Here is an 18418-nt window from a genome sequence, read left to right on the forward strand (position 1 = left end):
CTGCTTAAAGCCTTCGCGATGCGGGAACTGCTCAGCGGCGGACGTCTACCCACTCAGTTCCCTGGGGCCGCAGCTCAAGATGTCCAGCCGTGAGGGAAGCCAACCGCGCGCGTGCCTCGGAGATGGCCGTTGCCTCGTCGGGCAAGGCGAGGTGAAGCACCGTGTGCTGGGGTTCGTATCCGGTGTCCGCCATGACGTACCCGGCGCCGCGAAGCTCGTTTTCCAAGCGGCCGGCTTCGGCATGGGGGACGTCGATGGCGCACAGACGCAATCTTCGCCGGAGAACCAATGGAGCCTCGTCCAAACCAGCGGACACCGATTCGGAGTACGCGCGGACCAGTCCGCCCGCGCCCAGCAAAATCCCACCGAAATAGCGCACGACGACGACACTGACGTCGCTGAGGTCCGTCACCCTTGGTGAGGTCTCCCGTTTGATGAGCGCCTCCAGCATGGGGATACCCGCAGTTCCCGACGGTTCCCCGTCGTCGCTGGAACGTTGGATCATCCGATCCGGACCTATGACGAAGGCTGAGCAGTGGTGTCGGGCGTCGTGGAATTCACGCCGAAGATCATTGACCAGTGAGCGCGCGGTTTGCTCATCAGGTGAGCGCCGAAGGACTGTGATGAACCGGGACCGCCGGATCTCCAGTTCGTGGCGGAAATCCGGACCAACCGCGAGGGTCGTATACGTTGTCGCGCGGCTGTCATCCTCATTTTCCACCGCTTCAGTCTAGTGTTGGAGGGTGCTGAAGATTGGGTTGACGGGCGGCATCGCCTCGGGGAAATCGCTGGTGGCGTCCAGATTGCGGGAATTGGGTGCAATCCTTGTGGACGCTGACCTCCTTGCGCGGGAAGTGGTGGAACCTGGAACTCCTGGGCTGGCCCGCGTTGTGGAAGCATTCGGCCCTGGAATCCTCGACTCTGATGGAAGGCTTGATCGGCCCAAACTCGGAGCTATCGTGTTCCACGATCCTTCGCAGCGCGAGGTGCTCAATGGCATCATTCACCCGCTGGTCCGCGAAGCAGCAGGGGCGATCGTTTCAGCAGCCGGCCCCGGCTATATCGTTGTCCAGGACATTCCACTGCTGGTCGAGACCGGGCAGGGCAGCAACTTCCACTTGGTGGTGGTGGTGGATGCGCCGGAGCCGGTGCGCGTCCAACGCATGGTGGATTTCCGGGCGATGACTCCCGACGATGCCCGAGCCCGTATCGCGGCCCAGGCCACGCGGGAAGAACGCAACGCGGCTGCCGATGTTGTCCTGGTCAACGACGGTGACCGCGAAGAGCTCCTCGCGAAGGTTGAGGCGTTATGGACGGACAGGCTGTTGCCTTTTGCCAGGAATCTCAGCCAGGGAACAAGGGCTGAACGGCACGTAGGGCCGGTCATGACGCCATACAACAGCGACTGGAGCAGGCAGGCTGACCGCCTCGCCGCCCGTATTGCCGTTGCTGCCCCCCAGCAGATCCTCGCGGTGGACCACGTCGGCTCTACATCGGTGCCGGGACTGGCGGCCAAGGATGTGATCGACCTTCAGGTGGCGGTGGCCGATCTCGAGGCCGCCGATCTGATGGCGAATCAACTCGCTGCAGCAGGGTTCCCGGCAATTCCGGGAGTCAACCGGGACACACCAAAACCCGCCCGGCCCGATCCCGCAGAATGGCAGAAGCGGTTCCACGCCAACGCCGATCCCGGCCGGCCGGTGAATCTGCATGTCCGCGTGGCCGGGTCGCCGGGGTGGCGGTATGCCCTGCTGTTCCGTGACTGGTTGCGCTCTGAACCCTCCGCTACCGCGCTGTACGAGGCGCACAAGCGCACGTTGGCGGCCACGTTTGCGGGGGAGAGCGGCACCGCTGCCTACGCCGATGCCAAGGAGCCTTGGTTTACCGACGTTGCCTGGCCACTCATGGATGAGTGGGCCAAACGCACAGGCTGGCTGCCGCCGTCGTATTTGTCTTCAGCTGAAGGCAAACGCGGACAGTAGCTGTCCTGGGGCAGGGGTAGATTGGTTTTATGAGCCTTGCCCAGGAAATCAACCGTGTCGTCGCACCTTTCGAAGTAATCAGTGAGTTCAAGCCCGCCGGTGACCAGCCGACAGCCATTGCAGAACTGACGGAACGCATCAACAACGGTGAAAAAGACGTCGTCCTCCTCGGCGCCACTGGTACGGGTAAGAGTGCCACCACGGCGTGGCTCATCGAACAGGTCCAGCGACCCACCTTGGTGATGGTCCAGAACAAGACACTCGCCGCGCAGCTGGCCAATGAGTTCAGGGAGCTGCTGCCCAACAACGCAGTGGAGTATTTTGTCTCCTACTACGACTACTACCAACCCGAAGCATATGTAGCACAGACGGATACCTTCATTGAGAAAGATTCCTCCATTAATGAGGAAGTGGAACGCCTCCGGCACTCTGCCACCAATGCCCTGCTGACCCGTCGCGACGTCATCGTGGTGGCCACGGTGTCCTGCATCTACGGTCTGGGCACGCCCGAAGAGTACATCGCCGGCATGGTGACGCTCCGCAAGGGGGCGGAAATGAATCGGGACCACCTCCTGCGCAAGTTCGTCTCCATGCAGTACGCCCGCAACGACATGGACTTCCACCGGGGAACGTTCCGCGTCCGTGGTGACACCGTGGAGATTATCCCCATGTACGAGGAACTGGCCATCAGGATCGAGTTCTTCGGTGACGAGATCGAGAACATCCAAACCCTCCATCCCCTGACCGGAGAGGTTCTCCGCGACGAAGAGGAGATGTACGTTTTCCCGGCATCGCACTATGTTGCCGGTCCGGAGCGCATGGCCCGTGCCATCAAGCGCATCGAAGATGAACTCGCTGACCGTTTGAAGGTCCTCGAAGGCCAGAACAAGCTGGTGGAGGCGCAGCGCCTCCGGATGCGCACCACGTACGATCTCGAGATGATGCAGCAGATGGGTTTCTGCAACGGCATTGAGAACTACTCCGTTCACATTGACGGCCGTAATCCCGGGACCGCCCCGCATTGCCTCATCGACTACTTCCCGGACGACTTCCTGCTGGTCGTCGACGAATCACATGTCACCATCCCGCAGATTGGTGCCATGTATGAGGGCGACATGTCACGCAAGCGGAACCTCGTGGACTTCGGCTTCCGCCTCCCATCCGCCATGGACAACAGGCCACTGAAGTGGGATGAGTTCCTGGAACGCATCGGCCAGACGGTGTACCTGTCCGCAACTCCCGGTAAGTATGAGCTCGGCAAAGCTGACGGTTATGTGCAGCAGATCATTCGTCCCACCGGCCTCATCGATCCCGAGGTAGTGGTCAAGCCCACCAAGGGTCAGATCGACGACCTGCTCGGTGAAATCAGGACCCGCACGGAAAAGAATGAACGCGTTCTGGTCACCACGTTAACCAAGCGCATGGCGGAGGATCTCACAGATTACCTGGTGGGCCACGGCGTCAAGGTGGAGTACTTGCACTCCGACGTCGACACCCTCCGGCGCGTGGAACTGCTCCGTGAGCTGCGAATGGGCGTGTTCGATGTCCTCGTAGGCATCAACCTCCTCCGCGAAGGCCTTGACCTGCCTGAGGTTTCCCTCGTCAGCATCCTCGACGCTGACAAGGAAGGTTTCCTGCGTTCTTCCACCTCGCTCATCCAGACCATCGGCCGCGCAGCGCGTAACGTGTCAGGCCAAGTCCACATGTACGCGGACCGGATTACCGACTCCATGGCCCACGCCATTGAAGAAACCAACCGGCGCCGTGCCATCCAGGTGCAGTACAACACGGACCATGGCATTGATCCGCAGCCGTTGCGGAAGAAAATTGCTGATATCACGGACCAGTTGGCCAAGGAAGACGCAGACACCCAGGAACTGCTCAACAACAACCGACTCGCCAAGGGCGGCAAACGCGGCAAGTCGGCAGCCAAGGGTGCGGCGACAGTTCGGCAGGATGGCCTTGCCGCCGCTCCCGCCGAGGACCTGGTGGGACTCATTGAGCAACTCACCGAACAGATGCACGGGGCGGCTGCTGAGCTGCAGTTCGAAGTCGCTGCCCGCATCCGTGACGAAGTCAAGGAGTTGAAGCGCGAATTACGTCAGATGCAGTCCGCCGGGCACGCCTAAGGTAAGGTTTAGGTCACGTAGGGGAGTATCCCAAGCGCTACGTCCGTCAGCACGCAAGGCACAGATGCCTCGCCGGATCTAGCGGGCCGCCAATTCTTGCATTCACCGCACCCTGGCAGGCCGGAGAGACTTACACCGCTTTCCCGTACCCTGCGAAAGGCACCTTTAATGCAGCTTCCCGTCTGGTTTGAGATCGGCTCGTTTGTCGTTCTCGGAATCATCCTGCTGATCGACCTCCTGTTGGTCGTCAAGCGTCCCCATGAACCTTCCATGAAAGAAGCCGGCCTGTGGGTCGCCTTCTATGTAGGACTGGCACTGCTCTTTGCCGTGGCCATGTTCATCTTTGCCGGTGCAGAGTATGGCGGCCAGTTCGTCGCCGGCTGGGTCACTGAGTACAGCCTGAGCATCGATAACCTGTTCGTTTTCATCATCATCATGGCCCGCTTCTCGGTGCCCCGTAAGTACCAGCAGGAAGTGCTGATGGTGGGCATCATCATCGCCCTGATCCTCCGCGGTATCTTCATCGCGCTGGGTGCCGTGGTCATCGAGCAGTTCAGCTGGGTCTTCTACATCTTCGGCGCCTTCCTGCTGTGGACTGCCTGGAAGCAGGCGAAGGACTCCGGCGAAGACGAGGAAGACACCGAGAACCCTCTCATTGCCCGCCTTCGCAGGGTCCTGCCGATGTCCGAAAAGTTCGACGGCAACAAGATCCGCACCACCGTGGACGGCAAGAAGGTCTTCACCCCCATGCTGATCGTCTTCATCACGATCGGCCTGACAGACCTCCTCTTCGCAGTGGACTCCATCCCGGCGATCTTCGGCCTGACGCAGAGCGCGTTCATCGTGTTCACCGCAAACATCTTCGCACTCATGGGCCTGCGCCAGCTGTACTTCCTCCTCGGTGGCCTCATGACCCGCCTGGTGTACCTCAAGCACGCACTGTCCGTCATCCTGGCGTTCATTGGCGTCAAGCTCGTCCTGCACGCCATGCACGTCAACGAGCTTCCGTTCATCAACGGCGGACAGCACATCGAATGGGCACCGGAGATCCCCACCTACGTTTCCTTGGCGGTCATCGTTGGAACGATCGTCGTTGCGGTTGTAGCCAGCCTCCTGAGCCCTGCAGCACGCCAGGCCAAGATCGATGCCCGGTTGGAAGAAGACGCACGAAAGAGCTTGAGCGAGGCAGAGTAACTCTCCTTGGAAAGTTGTAGTCTCGTGAAGTGACTACCACTTCAACTACGGCGCTGGACCCACAACGGGTTCAGCGCCGTACTGTTTTCCTGCTCAGTTCCGCACAACTTCTCAGCGGCGTCGGCAACGGAGCCACGCTCTCCATCGGATCGTTGCTGGCAGTGGACCTGTCAGGGTCAGAAGCGTGGGCCGGCTCCATCACCACAGTGCTGACACTGGCCGCAGCGATCGCGGCTCTTCCCCTGGCGCGGCTGGCAGAAACGCGGGGACGCCGGACAGGTTTGGTGACAGGACTGGTGGCCGCGATGATGGGGGCGCTCCTGGTTATTGCGTCCGTGGTGGGCCAGTCCTTCGTGCTGCTCTTGTTGGGCGCAGCTTTACTGGGTCTTGGAACCGCCGCGAACCTGCAGGCGAGGTTCGCCGCCGTCGACCTCGCTGACCCGGAGCACCGCGGACGGTCATTGTCCACCGTGGTCTGGGCCATCACCATTGGTGCTGTCGCCGGCCCCAACCTGATCCAGCCGGGTGCAGTGGTTGGGGAGGCACTCGGGCTGCCGCCCATTGCCGGCCCCTTCGTATTTTCTGCGGCCGGCCTGTTCCTTGCAGCCGTCCTGTTGTTTGCGGGCCTTCGCCCGGACCCCCTGGTGCTGTCCAGGCGGCTGGCATCCCAGGCAAACGGCGACGCAGGCGAGGGCGCGCTGCCCGTCAGGGGTACCATCCGTTCAGGATTGCGCGCCGTGCGCTCATCACCGTCGGCGATGCTGGCCCTGGCCGCCGTTGTGGCCGCGCACGGCGTCATGGTGGCCGTCATGTCCATGACGCCCCTGCACCTGCAGCAACTCGTCGGCGGTTCCCATGCAGGACACCATGGCGGAACCACGGACAGCGAGGATGCCTTGGTGATCATCGGCCTCACGATTTCGCTGCACATTGCCGGAATGTTTGCTTTGTCGCCTCTCTGGGGGTGGCTCACTGACAAGGCAGGGCGCCTGCAAACCATCGCCATGGGCCACGGCCTGCTGCTGGTTGCCGTGTTCATTGCCGGTTTTGGCCAGCACGAGCCTGGTCTCGTCACCGCTGGCCTGATCCTCCTGGGCCTGGGCTGGTCCGCCGCAACCATCTCCGGGTCAACGTTGCTGGCTGAAAGCGTCGCCCCCGATGCGCGCGTTACCGTTCAGGGCGTCTCTGACACCCTCATGGGTGGCGCCGGCGCCATTGGCGGCGCCACCTCCGGTCTGCTGCTCGCGTGGATCGGATACCAAGGCTTGAACATCGCCTCGGGCGCCCTGGCTGCCGTAGTGCTGGTTTTGACGCTCGTCATGGCCGTACGGTCAGCACGGGCCCAGGACGCGCCGTCGCACCAGCCGCCGGCCTAACGGACCGCCCGAACCATCCCAAGGAGACGTGCGAAGATTCCCTCGCCATCTTCCCCGATACCATCGTGGTGGAAATCCGCGGTGACCCATGGTTGAAGGCCCCGCACTGCAGCCGCAGTTTCCAGGGACAGGTCATGGTCCACATAGATATCGTCCTTATAGACGGCGGCCGCTACGGGGACAGTGTTTACCGCCAGCCGTTCGGGGCTGTACAGGGGCTTCCAGTCCTTCTTGGCCGCCAAATGCCCAGCCACGTCCCGCAGGGGAACCAAGGCCGGATCCTGTTCGAAATACCAGGGGTAGACCATCTCACCGGTGAGCAGTGGCTCGTTCGCATCGGGTTTAAATTCCGGATGGTCCTCCAGTACCCGCCACGCGGCCCAGTTGGTTGCCTCACCCTGTCCGTAAATCGACTCATGGACGACGGCGTACAGAGGGTTGGCCGCGCGACTCACGAGGCTCCGCACTTGTTCAAGGAACGCCTCGGACAAGCGTGGACCGGAGGGCGTGTCAATAAATGCATCCTCCAGGAGGTAGTGCAGCGCATCCACCCGGGTGTTGCCCCCGAGGAAGGACCCGACCATCTGGAAACGCTCGGTCGTGAGCCTTTCGCCGCTGGCGAGGAACTCAGCATGCTGGTCCAGGTGGCGGGCGATCCGGGTGACGATGTCCCGGTCTTCCGGGTACCAGGAGAAGTATTCCGCGTTCCGCAAAGCGACACGGTGGAACGTGGCCTGGTACACGCGGTCCGCCGGACCGTGGAGCGGCGCCAGCCCACCAGTGATAAGGACCTCGCGGAGGCCCTCCGGCGCGAAGGAGAGGTACGTCAACGCGCAGAAGCCGCCGAAACTCTGGCCGAGGACAGACCATGGACCGGAACCGAGCACACGGCGGATGTACTCAGCGTCAGCCACGATCGAGTCGGCACGGAAGTGGGTCAGGTATTCGGCTTGTGCTGAAGGGTCGCCCCGGAGTTCGAGTGACTGTTGTTCAACGGGTGTGGACAAGCCTGTGCCGCGTTGGTCGAGCATCAGGATGCGGAATTCCTTCGCGGCCGCCTTCATCCAACCCGACAACGATGTGACCCGGTTGCCGCGGCCGCCCGGGCCGCCTTGCAGGAACAACAACCAGGGCAGCCTGGCGGCTTCCTCGGCCGTGTGGTCGGTGGATGAGTATTCCCTGGCAAAGACCGTGATGGTCTCGCCGGCGGTGGCTGATTCATCCGGTACGTGCACCAAGGGAACGGTGAAATAGTGCTCCGCCGTTCGCAGCCCGCGGAACTCGTGGCGTGCGTGGACACTGTGCACGCCGGCAGTGTTGCGGCCGGCGGTCTGTCCGGGGGACTGGTCAGCCACGGGCGAGAGCCTCGTTCGCCTGGCCCGCGTTCGTGCCGAAGGCCTCAAGGGCCTCGCCGGTCAGGCGGAACGTGGACCACTCTTCCATGGGGAAAGCGCCCAGGTTCTTGTAGAACGTGATGGAGGGTTCGTTCCAGTCAAGGACGCTCCACTCAACACGGGCGTAACCACGTTCGACGGCGGTGGCCGCCAGATGCTGCAACAGCGCCTTGCCATGGCCCTCGCCACGTGCTTCGGGGATCACGTAGAGGTCTTCCAGGTAGATGCCGTGGACGCCCTCCCACGTGGAGTAGTTCAGGAACCAGAGGGCAAACCCTTGAACTGCGCCGGCACTGTTTTCGGCCATGGTGGCGTAGACACGGGGGTTCTCGCCGAAAAGTACTTCGGTCAGCATGGCCGGTGTATTTTTGACTGCGTCCGGTTCCTTCTCGTAGATCGCAAGATCATGGATCATCCGGAGGATGGCAGGGACGTCGTCTACAGTGGCTGGGCGGATTACACTCATGGCTCCGAGCTTACTAGGGGAGCCGCGCCTGCCGCTCCCGGTTCTTCCTTACTGCCAAGCCAAGGCGGACGTTCCGTACTTCACCGGGGCCTTGCGGTATTGGAGGGGGACACCGTCCACGGTCAGGGGTGGCCCTACGAAGCGGAGTGGCCCGTAGGGGCTGTCCACCAGACGGAAGTCCGGGATGGGCATTCCGCCGACGCCGCTGGCGGGCCCGGGCACCGACAGGCGGAAGAGCACCTCCGCCGTGCGGACCAGGGAAACGTGTGCCGATCCTCCTCGTCCAGTGTGGAGGCGCTCTGACAGGAGAGCCAGGGCGGCTGCAGCAACACCGTACCCCGTTGCGTGGTCCAGTGCCTGGACGGGCAGCGCGCCGGGTGTCCACCCGTCGTCGACGTTTCCGTATCGCTCCGCGATTCCGCAGGCTGCCTGTACCAGGCTGTCGAAGCCGCGCCGGTCATTCCACGGTCCTGAGTCGCCCCAGGCGCTTAATGTCACCACCACCAGATCAGGCCTGGCGGCCAGCATCCTGTCCGGGTTCACACCGAATCTGTCCAGTCCACCGTGACGGTAGCCGGTCACTGCGACGTCGGCCGCCGAAAGCAGGCGGTGCACCACGTCCAAAGCCTCGGCATTGTTGAGGTCGGCTTCGGCACTGCGCTTATCGAACCCGGAATCAACAAAGGCATCAGTGAGCTCAGGAAGACCCGGCGGATCGATCCGCAGGACATCCGCACCCAGGGCGCCCAGAAGTCGGGTGGCCGTGGGCCCCGCTATGACGCGGGTCAGGTCCAGGACCCTGAGTCCGGCCAGGGGACGGAATGGGTCTGTTGAGGGAACCCACGACGACGACCGCGGACTTTCAACCGGCGCTGCAGGAGACGTGAATCCAATCCACGGTCCCGTGCTTGCCGCGGTATGCATGGGTGTGGCAGTCCACTCTTCCCGACTACGGACGGCCGCGGCCACACCCCTCCCGGCAATAATTGCTTCCTCTGCCTCCAGAGCGGTCATGGAAAGCAGCACTCGGTCAAGCCCATCGGGCGTCGAAATCCGAAGCGTTTCCATCAGCCGCGCCGCATGGTGCGGGTAGTTGGCATGCAGACGGATCCAGCCATCTGCGGTGGGACGGAACCCGGACATCGGAGCAAAACCCTGGGGTTTCCGGCCCGAGATCCTCAGGTGCCCCAACGAATCAAAAGACGCTGCCGTCAATTCTGACGACACCGCGTAACGGCCCGTAGAACCCGTCAGGGATTCGAGGGCAGTGGCTGCTGCCTGGACGGACCCCAACGCGAGCCCTTCGACGTCCAAGCTGCCACCCCACCACCAGCGCGGACCGATGCAGGCTGCCGGCTCTGCAGTAGCGAAGGCGTCCAGCAACCGCAGGCTGCCGGTCAGGTCCGGGACCGGTTCCACAGCGGTTGGCCTAGAGCCTGCCGGCGTCTGTCACGCGGACCACGGCGGTACCGGTCTCGTCAGATGCGGCCAGGTCAACTTCGGCCGAGATTCCCCAGTCATGGTTGCCCGCAGGATCATCGAAGATCTGCCGCACTTTCCAGCTGCCGGGTTCCTCGGTGATGATGAGCAGTCCCGGGCCACGGGCATCAGGACCCGTGCCGATGTCGTCGTGTTCATCAAAGTAGTCATCCAGGACTTCTTCCCAGCGTTCTGCGTCCCAGCCGGCATCGCCATCCAGCTCGCCCAGTGCCGCTGAGTCCTCATCAGCAAAGAGTTCAACCCGGCGGAACATTTCGTTCCGGACCATCACACGGAAAGCCCGGATGTTGGACGTCAGGAGCGGGGGCGGGGGAGGGGGAGCGTCGTGCGGTGTGGGGGCAAGCCCCGAAGTGAGCTCTTCCCATTCATCCAGCAGGCTGGAGTCAACCTGGCGGACCAGTTCTCCCAGCCACGCAATCAGGTCTTCAAGGTCCTCCCGCAGCGAATCCTGGGGAACGGTCTGGCGCAGGGCGCGGAACCCGTCCGCCAGGTAGCGCAGGACGATGCCCTCCGAGCGGGCCAGGCCATAGAACTGCACGAACTCACCAAAATTCATGGCGCGCTCGTACATGTCCCGGATGATGGATTTCGGCGCAAGCTCAAAGTCGCCCACCCACGGCGCAGCCTTGCGGTAGACCTCAAAAGCTTCGCCGAGAATGTCCGCCAAAGGCATGGGGTACGTAACTTCGTCAAGCATGGCCATCCGCTGGTCGTACTCGATGCCATCGGCTTTCATCGCCGCAACGGCCTCGCCGCGTGCCTTCTTCTGCTGCGCCGAAAGAATCTGGCGGGGCTTCTCCAAGGTTGACTCGATCACGGAGACAACGTCCAGGGCGTAGGACGGCGACTCGGGATCAAGCAACTCCAAGGCGGCCAACGCGAAGGGGGAGAGCGGCTGGTTCAGGGCGAAGTTTGCCTGCAGGTGAACTGTCAGGCGTACGGAGCGCCCCTCAACTTCCTGCTCCTCCTCCGGGATGCGTTCAACCACACCTGCGGCCAGCAGCTCGCGGTAAATCCCCAGAGCCTTCTTCATGAGCTTGAGCTGGGAAGCGCGGTTCTCGTGGTTCTCGCTGAGCAAGCGCCTGGTGGCCTGGAACGGGTCACCCGGGCGCTCCATAAGGTTCAGGAGCATCGCGTGGGTCACAGTGAAACTGGACGTCAGCGGCTCAGGCACGGACTCCACCAGCCGCTTGAACGTGGGCTCACCCCAGGAGACAAATCCCTCAGGAGGCTTCTTCTTCACCACCTGCCGCAACTTCTTTTGGTCATCGCCGAACTTGGCGGTTGCCTTGGCCATCGCCTTGGTGTTTTCCACCACGTGGTCCGGCGCCTGGACGACCACCGTCCCGGCAGTGTCGTACCCCGCGCGTCCGGCGCGTCCGGCAATCTGGTGGAACTCACGTGAGTTAAGCGATCTGGTGCGTACGCCGTCGTACTTGCTCAGAGCAGTCAACAACACGGTCCGGATGGGCACGTTGATGCCCACCCCCAAGGTATCGGTACCGCAGATGACTTTCAGCAGCCCGGCTTGGGCCAGTTGCTCCACCAAGCGGCGGTATTTGGGAAGCATGCCGGCGTGGTGGACACCGATACCGTGGCGGACCAGCCTGTTAAGGGTTTTTCCGAAACCGGCGGCGAACCGGAAACCTGCAATGAGCTCAGCGATCCGGTCTTTCTCCGCGCGGCTGCACATATTGATGCTCATGAGGTTCTGGGCACGCTCAATGGCTTCGGCCTGGCTGAAGTGGACCACGTACACCGGGACCTGCTTGGTGGACAGCAGTTCTTCCAAGCTCTCGTGGACCGGGGTCAGGTGGTAGTAGTAGTGCAGCGGGATAGGACGTTCGGCTGAGCTCACTGTGGTGGTGGACCGGCCAGTGAGTTCAGTCAGACCGGTTTCGAAGCGTGTGACGTCGCCCAGGGTCGCGGACATCAGGAGGAACTGTGCCTGGGGGAGTTCCAGCAGGGGTACCTGCCACGCCCATCCGCGCTGGGGATCGGAGTAGAAGTGGAATTCGTCCATGACCACAGAGCCGAGCTCCGCCGTCGAGCCTTCGCGGAGGGCAATGTTGGCCAGGATTTCAGCGGTGCAGCAGATGATTGGGGCATCCTGGTTGACGCCGGAATCGCCCGTAATCATTCCCACGTTCTCCGCGCCGAAGATGTCGCAGAGGGCAAAGAACTTTTCGGACACCAATGCCTTGATCGGAGCCGTGTAGTAGCTGCGCTGGCCCCGTGCCATCGCCTCGAAGTGTGCCGCGATGGCCACCAACGATTTTCCGGAGCCCGTGGGGGTGGCGAGGATGACGTTGGCGCCGGAGGCAAGCTCCATGATCGCCTCGTCCTGGGCCGGATACAGCTGTAACCCGCGGGTTTCCGTCCACTCCACGAACCGTGTGTAGATTTCGTCCGGGTCCAGGGGACCGGTGGCGGTGGAACCGGGAAGCTGCTCAAGAAGTTTCATTGGTTTCCAGCTTAGTGCCCGCACGGTTTAGGCTCGGCCCAGCAATGGTGGCAGATGCGAGGAGGCTTTGATGAAGTGGGATCCGTCCAAGTATGTGGAATTCGGAAACCATAGGGACCGTCCATTCCACGACCTCGTCGCGAGGGTCCAGGCCAGTGAACCCCGCACGGTAGTGGACCTCGGCTGTGGCCCCGGAAACCTTACTGCTACGCTCACCGAGCGCTGGCCAGGCGCCCGCATTGTTGGCCTGGACTCCTCTGCGGAGATGCTCGCTCAAGCAGGCGCCCTCACGCAGCAGTTCACGCATCTGGAATTTATACAGGGTGATATCGCGAAATGGTCGCCCGACGCCGATACCGATGTAGTTGTCAGCAATGCGGCGCTCCAGTGGGTTCCCGGTCACCAGGACATGCTGGCCGGCTGGCTGCGGGCCCTGCAGCCCGGGGCATGGTTTGCCTTGCAGGTTCCCGGCAATTTCACCTCTCCTTCCCACACCCTGATGCGGCACCTCGCGGAATCGCCCCAGTGGTCGGCCCGGCTGGACGGCGTTCTTCGACATGACGGTGCAGTAGGGAGCCCGGCGGACTACTTGGGAATCATGCTCGACGCCGGATGCTCGGCCGACGCTTGGGAAACCACCTACCAGCAGGTACTGCCGGGCAGTGACCCGGTCCTGCAATGGGTCCGCGGCACAGGTCTCCGTCCCTTGTTGGCGGCATTGTCCTCTGAAGAAGCTGCCGACTTCGAGACGGAGTACGCCGCAATGCTGCGCGAGGCCTATCCCGCAACAAGCCATGGAACCGTCTATCCGTTTCGACGCATTTTTGCCGTGGCACGGAAGAACGCGTGACGCCGTTGGATTCCCCGGGAGGGGAGGCAGCGACCTTCTTGCGCCGTGAGCTGCATGGTGATCTGCCTGGTCCTCGATGTGGATGTGCCTGTCGTCATGGCTTGTCCACTGCCGTCGTCGCTGGTCTAATTCTCGGCATGGACCAAGGACGCTTCCGACATCAAACGCCCCGCCACATGCCGGCACCCGGGCGGAGGTCGTTGTGACTCCCACCGGCGATTTCCCGGGCACCTGGCGGCCCAACACCACCAGCGCTGTCGCCCTCTTTGAACAGTTAAGGTTGCGGATCATCGAGCTCGCTGACTCGGGAGTCCTGGCGGTTGGAGCGAAACTGCCACCCGTGCGCAATCTGGCCGGCGTACTGGACGTCGCACCCCACACCGTCGCCCGGGCTTACAAAGAACTGGAAGCCGCGGGCGTCGTGGCAACCCGCGGTCGGAACGGCACCGTGGTCTGTGCCCGGGACGATCGCTGGGGAGCGCTGGCCGAGGTGGCCGGGCAGTATGCGTCCGCCGCGAAGGCACAGGGCGCCTCTTTCGCCGAGGCAGTCCAGCTTCTCGCCGCAGCGTATGACGCGGATTGATACCGATCGGTAGCATGTGAGGCACGACATGGAAATTCGAAGAAGTTTTCGATTAGCATTGGTAAGTGCCCAAAGCCTTAGCTGAAGATACCGCCATCGAATCCCCGAACAGCATCCCTGTGGTTCCTGACTCCAAACCCGCGAGGCCAGACCTCTCGCGGCTGGTGGTCAAGGGTGCCCGGGAACATAACCTGCGCAACGTGGACGTCGACCTTCCGCGCGATGCCATGATCGTGTTCACGGGACTCTCGGGTTCCGGTAAGTCATCGTTGGCTTTCGACACCATCTTCGCCGAAGGGCAGCGCCGCTACGTAGAGTCGCTGTCCGCGTACGCGCGCCAGTTCCTGGGCCAGGTGGACAAACCTGATGTCGACTTCATCGAGGGATTGTCGCCCGCGGTCTCCATCGACCAGAAATCCACCAGCAAGAACCCCCGTTCCACCGTGGGTACCATCACGGAGATCTACGACTACATGCGGTTGCTGTGGGCCCGCGTTGGCCGCCCGCACTGCCCCGTATGTGGCGAACCCATCGCCCGCCAGACACCGCAGCAGATTGTTGACCAGCTTCTGGAACTTGAGACAGGCACACGTTTCCAGGTCCTCGCCCCGGTGGTCCGCGGACGCAAGGGCGAATTCGTCGACCTGTTCAAGGAACTGACCGCCAAAGGCTATTCCCGTGCACGCGTTGACGGCGAGCTCGTCCAACTGAGCGATCCTCCCAAGCTGGGGAAGCAGTTCAAGCACACCATCGAAGTGGTGGTTGACCGCTTGGTGGTCAAGGAAGACATCAGCCAGCGGCTCACGGATTCCGTGGAGACCGCCCTGGGCCTGGCGGAGGGCCGTGTCCTGGTGGAGTTCGTGGATCTTGACCCCGCGGATCCCGGTCGTATCCGGGCTTTCTCCGAGAATCTTGCCTGCCCCAACGAGCACCCTTTGGCGATCGATGAAATCGAGCCCCGCTCGTTCTCCTTCAACAACCCCTTTGGTGCCTGCTCGGCATGCAGCGGCATCGGAACCAAGCTTGAAGTCGACGAAGAACTCATCGTCCCCAATCCTGAACTCTCCTTGGGTGAAGGCGCCATTGCCCCGTGGTCCTTGGGAACGGCAACCACTGAGTACTGGAACCGCCTCCTTGAGGGCTTGGCCCATGAGCTCGGTTTCTCCATGAAGACGCCTTGGGAGAAACTCTCCAAAGAAGTCCGGAACACCGTGCTGCATGGCAAGGACCACAAGGTTGTTGTCCAGTACAAGAACCGTTTTGGCCGTGAACGCAAGTACAGCACGGGCTTTGAAGGCGCTATCCAGTACGTCCACCGGAAGCACGGTGAAACCGATTCCGACTGGGCCCGTGACCGGTACGAAGAGTACATGCGCCAGATTCCCTGCCCTGAGTGCAATGGTGCACGCCTCAACCCGGCATCGTTGTCCGTGTTGATCAACGGCAAGTCGATCGCAGCGGTTGCTGCCATGCCCATGCGCGAATGCGCTGAGTTCCTGGGCAGCCTGACCCTCACCAGCAGGGAAGCGCAAATCGCTAATCAGGTGCTGAAGGAGATCCAGGCCCGCCTGACCTTCCTTCTGGACGTGGGGTTGGAATACCTCAATCTCGAGCGGCCGTCAGGAACCCTGTCCGGCGGGGAGGCCCAGCGCATCCGGCTGGCAACCCAGATCGGTTCCGGCCTGGTGGGCGTCCTGTATGTCCTTGACGAGCCGTCCATCGGCCTCCACCAGCGTGACAACCGTCGACTCATCGAGACCCTTACCCGTCTCCGGGACCTCGGCAACACGCTGATTGTGGTGGAGCATGACGAAGACACCATTCACGAGGCTGACTGGGTGGTGGACATCGGACCAGGCGCCGGTGAGCACGGAGGCCAGGTGGTGCACTCAGGTACCTACAAGGAGCTGTTGGAGAACACGGATTCCCTGACGGGTGACTACCTGTCAGGACGCCGGAAGATCGACATTCCCACCAAACGCCGTAAGTACGACAAGAAGCGTGAGCTCAAGGTTGTCGGTGCCCGTGAGAACAACCTGAACAATGTCGATGCCACGTTCCCGCTGGGGCTCTTTACTGCGGTGACCGGCGTCAGCGGTTCCGGTAAGTCCACGCTGGTCAACGAGATCCTGTACAAGGTCCTCGCCAATAAGCTCAACGGTGCCAAGCAAGTGGCAGGACGGCACCGGACGGTGGCCGGCCTGGAACACCTGGACAAGGTGGTCCATGTCGATCAGAGTCCCATCGGGCGTACTCCGCGCTCCAACCCCGCGACGTACACCGGGGTGTTCGACAACATCCGCAAGCTCTTCGCCGAGACCACCGAAGCCAAGGTCCGTGGATACCTGCCCGGACGGTTCTCCTTCAACGTCAAGGGCGGTCGCTGCGAGGCGTGTTCGGGCGACGGCACCTTGAAGATCGAGATGAACTTCCTGCCGGACGTCTATGTTCCTTGCGAGGTCTGCCATGGTGCCCGGTACAACCGGGAAACCCTTGAAGTCCACTACAAGGGCAAAACCATTGCTGATGTCCTCAACATGCCCATTGAGGAGGGTGCCGAGTTCTTTGCCGCCTTCACCCCCATTGCACGCCACTTGACTACTCTGGTGGACGTTGGCCTTGGCTACGTGCGTCTGGGACAGCCGGCAACCACGCTGTCCGGTGGCGAGGCCCAGCGCGTGAAGCTTGCCGCAGAGCTGCAGAAGCGCTCCAACGGACGCAGCATCTATGTCTTGGACGAGCCCACCACGGGCCTGCACTTCGAGGACATCCGTAAGCTCCTGATGGTGCTTCAGGGCCTGGTGGACAAAGGCAATACGGTCATCACCATCGAGCACAACCTCGACGTCATCAAGTCCGCGGACTGGATTGTGGATCTGGGCCCCAACGGTGGCTCGGGTGGCGGAAAGATTGTTGCCACCGGAACACCCGAACAGGTGGCAACATCCACGGAGAGCCACACAGCAACGTTCCTGGCCGAGATTCTCGGATAGGCGCCAGAAGTATTCCGGTAGCGGCATGCGAGTTTCAGGCATGCCGCTACTCGTGAGAAACTAACCCGGTGACTCAAACAACGGTGCCCGTAATATTCGATCTGGACGGCACCCTTGTCGATCCAGCCGGCGGTATCACGGGAGGAATCTCCGAGGCCCTCCGTGAATTGAACCTTCCCGTTCCTGGGCAGGCCGTGCTGAATTCCATGGTGGGTCCCAAGCTCAGCGATTCCCTGCTGCATTTGGCCAACGTCCCGGAAACCCTGGTCAATGAAACCATTGAGCGTTACCGGCGCCATTACAAGGAAACGGGTATCGGGCAGAGCAAGCTTTACCCCGGGATCTTCGAACTTCTTGAGTACTTTGCTGAATCCGGCCGGGCTGTAGCAGTTGCTACTCAGAAGCCGCAGTCCATTGCGAGGCTCGTCCTCGAACACCATAAAATTGCTGATTTCTTCGTGTCCATACGCGGGGCGGCTGACAACGAGTCCCTGGAAGCGAATACGGCATCCGGCAAAGTCGAGATTGTTGGGGCAGCCTTGGCTGACCTGCATTCACAGCCGGCAGTGATGGTGGGAGACAGGCATCAGGACGTCGCAGGAGCCATGGCAAACGGCCTGGATTGCATCGGGGTGGCCTGGGGATTCGCCCCGGACGGTGAACTCGAAGAAGCCGGCGCTGTGGCCGTAGTGCAAACCGCAGCCGAATTGCGGATCAAAATTGAAGAACTTGACGCTGTCCGTGCGGCAGCCCTGAGCGAGGTACAAAACGATGGCAGTCTTTGATGCGATCCGGTGGACAACCCGTGGACTGATTTCCTCCACGTGCCGGCCTACTGTCATTGGTTTGGAGAACGTTCCCAAAGAGGGGCCCTTCATTGTGGCCCCCAACCACCTTTCCTTCCTTGACAGCGTGATCGTCCAGGCTCTGATGCCGCGTCCGGTCGCCTTTTTTGCCAAGGCCGAATACTTCACCACCAAGGGCGTCAAAGGTGCCGTCATGAAGTCCTTCTTCGAAGCCGTGGGATCCATTCCGGTGGAACGAGGTGAGCAGGCTGCCAGCGTGCAGGCGCTCAAGACCCTGCTGGACATCCTCGAGTCAGGCAAGGGCATCGGCATCTACCCCGAGGGCACCAGATCGCGCGATGGCATCCTCTACCGTGGGCGTACGGGCGTGGGGTGGCTTGCCCTGACCACAGGCGCGCCTGTCATTCCCGTGGGCCTGATCGGGACCGAAAGGCTGCAGCCTGCGGACAAGAACGCAGTAAGGCCACAGCACTTCACCATGAAGGTGGGCGAGCCGCTCTATTTCGAGAAGACCGGGCCGGACCACTCGCTTCCGGCGCGGCGTGAAGTCACCGACAGGATCATGGACGCCATCGCCCTGCTCAGCGGCCAGGAACGCTCTGCAAGCTACAACCAGAGCAAATCCGTCGACTAGCAGCAGCTGCCGGGGGATGACGTGGCAATGGTTGTCGTTCCGGTTCA

Annotated in this window: 14 protein-coding genes; 9 read left to right on the top strand and 5 right to left on the bottom strand. The window is 62.0% G+C overall.

The window, feature by feature from the left end; translation table 11 throughout:
- Window positions 1-31: 31 nt before the first annotated feature.
- Window positions 32-721 carry a YigZ family protein gene (locus AYX22_RS10815; protein WP_207593495.1) on the bottom strand — a complete coding sequence of 230 codons (690 nt, stop codon included), beginning with the start codon at window positions 719-721 and terminating at the stop codon, window positions 32-34.
- A gap of 22 nt (window positions 722-743) precedes the next feature.
- Between AYX22_RS10815 and coaE the strand changes: the two genes are divergently transcribed.
- The 4 genes from coaE to AYX22_RS10835 all read left to right on the top strand — a co-directional run bounded on the left by coaE (window position 744) and on the right by AYX22_RS10835 (window position 6681).
- The gene (coaE, locus tag AYX22_RS10820) at window positions 744-1982 is read left to right on the top strand and encodes a dephospho-CoA kinase (RefSeq protein WP_207593496.1); all 1239 of its coding nucleotides are present in this window, start codon (window positions 744-746) and stop codon (window positions 1980-1982) included.
- A 29-nt stretch (window positions 1983-2011) separates the two neighbouring features.
- Window positions 2012-4111: an excinuclease ABC subunit UvrB gene (gene uvrB / locus AYX22_RS10825; protein WP_011774759.1), complete on the top strand. Its 2100-nt coding sequence runs from the start codon at window positions 2012-2014 to the stop codon at window positions 4109-4111.
- 168 nt (window positions 4112-4279) lie between these two features.
- Window positions 4280-5305, top strand: coding sequence for a TerC family protein (locus tag AYX22_RS10830; RefSeq protein ID WP_207593497.1), 1026 nt, complete (start codon window positions 4280-4282; stop codon window positions 5303-5305).
- 29 nt (window positions 5306-5334) lie between these two features.
- Window positions 5335-6681, top strand: coding sequence for an MFS transporter (locus AYX22_RS10835; RefSeq protein WP_207593498.1), 1347 nt, complete (start codon window positions 5335-5337; stop codon window positions 6679-6681).
- On the opposite strand, the gene AYX22_RS10840 is transcribed toward AYX22_RS10835, so the two are convergent.
- Genes AYX22_RS10840 through AYX22_RS10855 form a run of 4 tightly spaced genes read right to left on the bottom strand, consistent with a single transcriptional unit; the run spans window position 6678 to window position 12505 of the window.
- Window positions 6678-8036, bottom strand: coding sequence for an alpha/beta fold hydrolase (locus AYX22_RS10840; protein ID WP_207593499.1), 1359 nt, complete (start codon window positions 8034-8036; stop codon window positions 6678-6680). The genes AYX22_RS10835 and AYX22_RS10840 overlap by 4 nt on opposite strands.
- Window positions 8029-8541 (bottom strand): GNAT family N-acetyltransferase, encoded by a 513-nt coding sequence (locus tag AYX22_RS10845; protein WP_207593500.1) that lies wholly within the window; start codon window positions 8539-8541, stop codon window positions 8029-8031. Before AYX22_RS10845 ends, AYX22_RS10840 begins: the two co-directional genes overlap by 8 nt.
- 48 nt (window positions 8542-8589) lie before the next feature.
- Entirely contained in the window at window positions 8590-9960 is a 1371-nt protein-coding gene (locus AYX22_RS10850; protein WP_207593501.1) for a CoA transferase, read from the bottom strand.
- Between the two features lie 10 nt (window positions 9961-9970).
- Window positions 9971-12505 carry a DEAD/DEAH box helicase gene (locus AYX22_RS10855; protein ID WP_207593502.1) on the bottom strand — a complete coding sequence of 845 codons (2535 nt, stop codon included), beginning with the start codon at window positions 12503-12505 and terminating at the stop codon, window positions 9971-9973.
- A 70-nt stretch (window positions 12506-12575) separates the two neighbouring features.
- On the opposite strand from AYX22_RS10855, the gene AYX22_RS10860 reads away from it, so the two are divergent.
- The 5 genes from AYX22_RS10860 (at window position 12576) to AYX22_RS10880 (ending at window position 18371) form a co-directional block, all read left to right on the top strand.
- Complete coding sequence (locus AYX22_RS10860; RefSeq protein ID WP_207593503.1) at window positions 12576-13355, top strand: trans-aconitate 2-methyltransferase; 780 nt, start codon at window positions 12576-12578, stop codon at window positions 13353-13355.
- Between the two features lie 202 nt (window positions 13356-13557).
- On the top strand, window positions 13558-13938 hold the full coding sequence (locus AYX22_RS10865; RefSeq protein ID WP_207593504.1) for a GntR family transcriptional regulator: 381 nt from the start codon (window positions 13558-13560) through the stop codon (window positions 13936-13938).
- Window positions 13939-14003: 65 nt separating this feature from the next.
- Window positions 14004-16931, top strand: coding sequence for an excinuclease ABC subunit UvrA (gene uvrA / locus AYX22_RS10870; RefSeq protein WP_207593505.1), 2928 nt, complete (start codon window positions 14004-14006; stop codon window positions 16929-16931).
- 68 nt (window positions 16932-16999) lie between these two features.
- On the top strand, window positions 17000-17716 hold the full coding sequence (locus AYX22_RS10875; protein WP_207593506.1) for an HAD hydrolase-like protein: 717 nt from the start codon (window positions 17000-17002) through the stop codon (window positions 17714-17716).
- The gene (locus tag AYX22_RS10880; protein ID WP_207593507.1) at window positions 17703-18371 is read left to right on the top strand and encodes a lysophospholipid acyltransferase family protein; all 669 of its coding nucleotides are present in this window, start codon (window positions 17703-17705) and stop codon (window positions 18369-18371) included. The genes AYX22_RS10875 and AYX22_RS10880 overlap by 14 nt, the downstream gene beginning before the upstream one ends.
- Window positions 18372-18418: the final 47 nt, after the last annotated feature.

The sequence above is a fragment of the Arthrobacter sp. D5-1 genome, from assembly GCF_017357425.1.
In the GTDB taxonomy this organism is placed as follows: domain Bacteria; phylum Actinomycetota; class Actinomycetes; order Actinomycetales; family Micrococcaceae; genus Arthrobacter.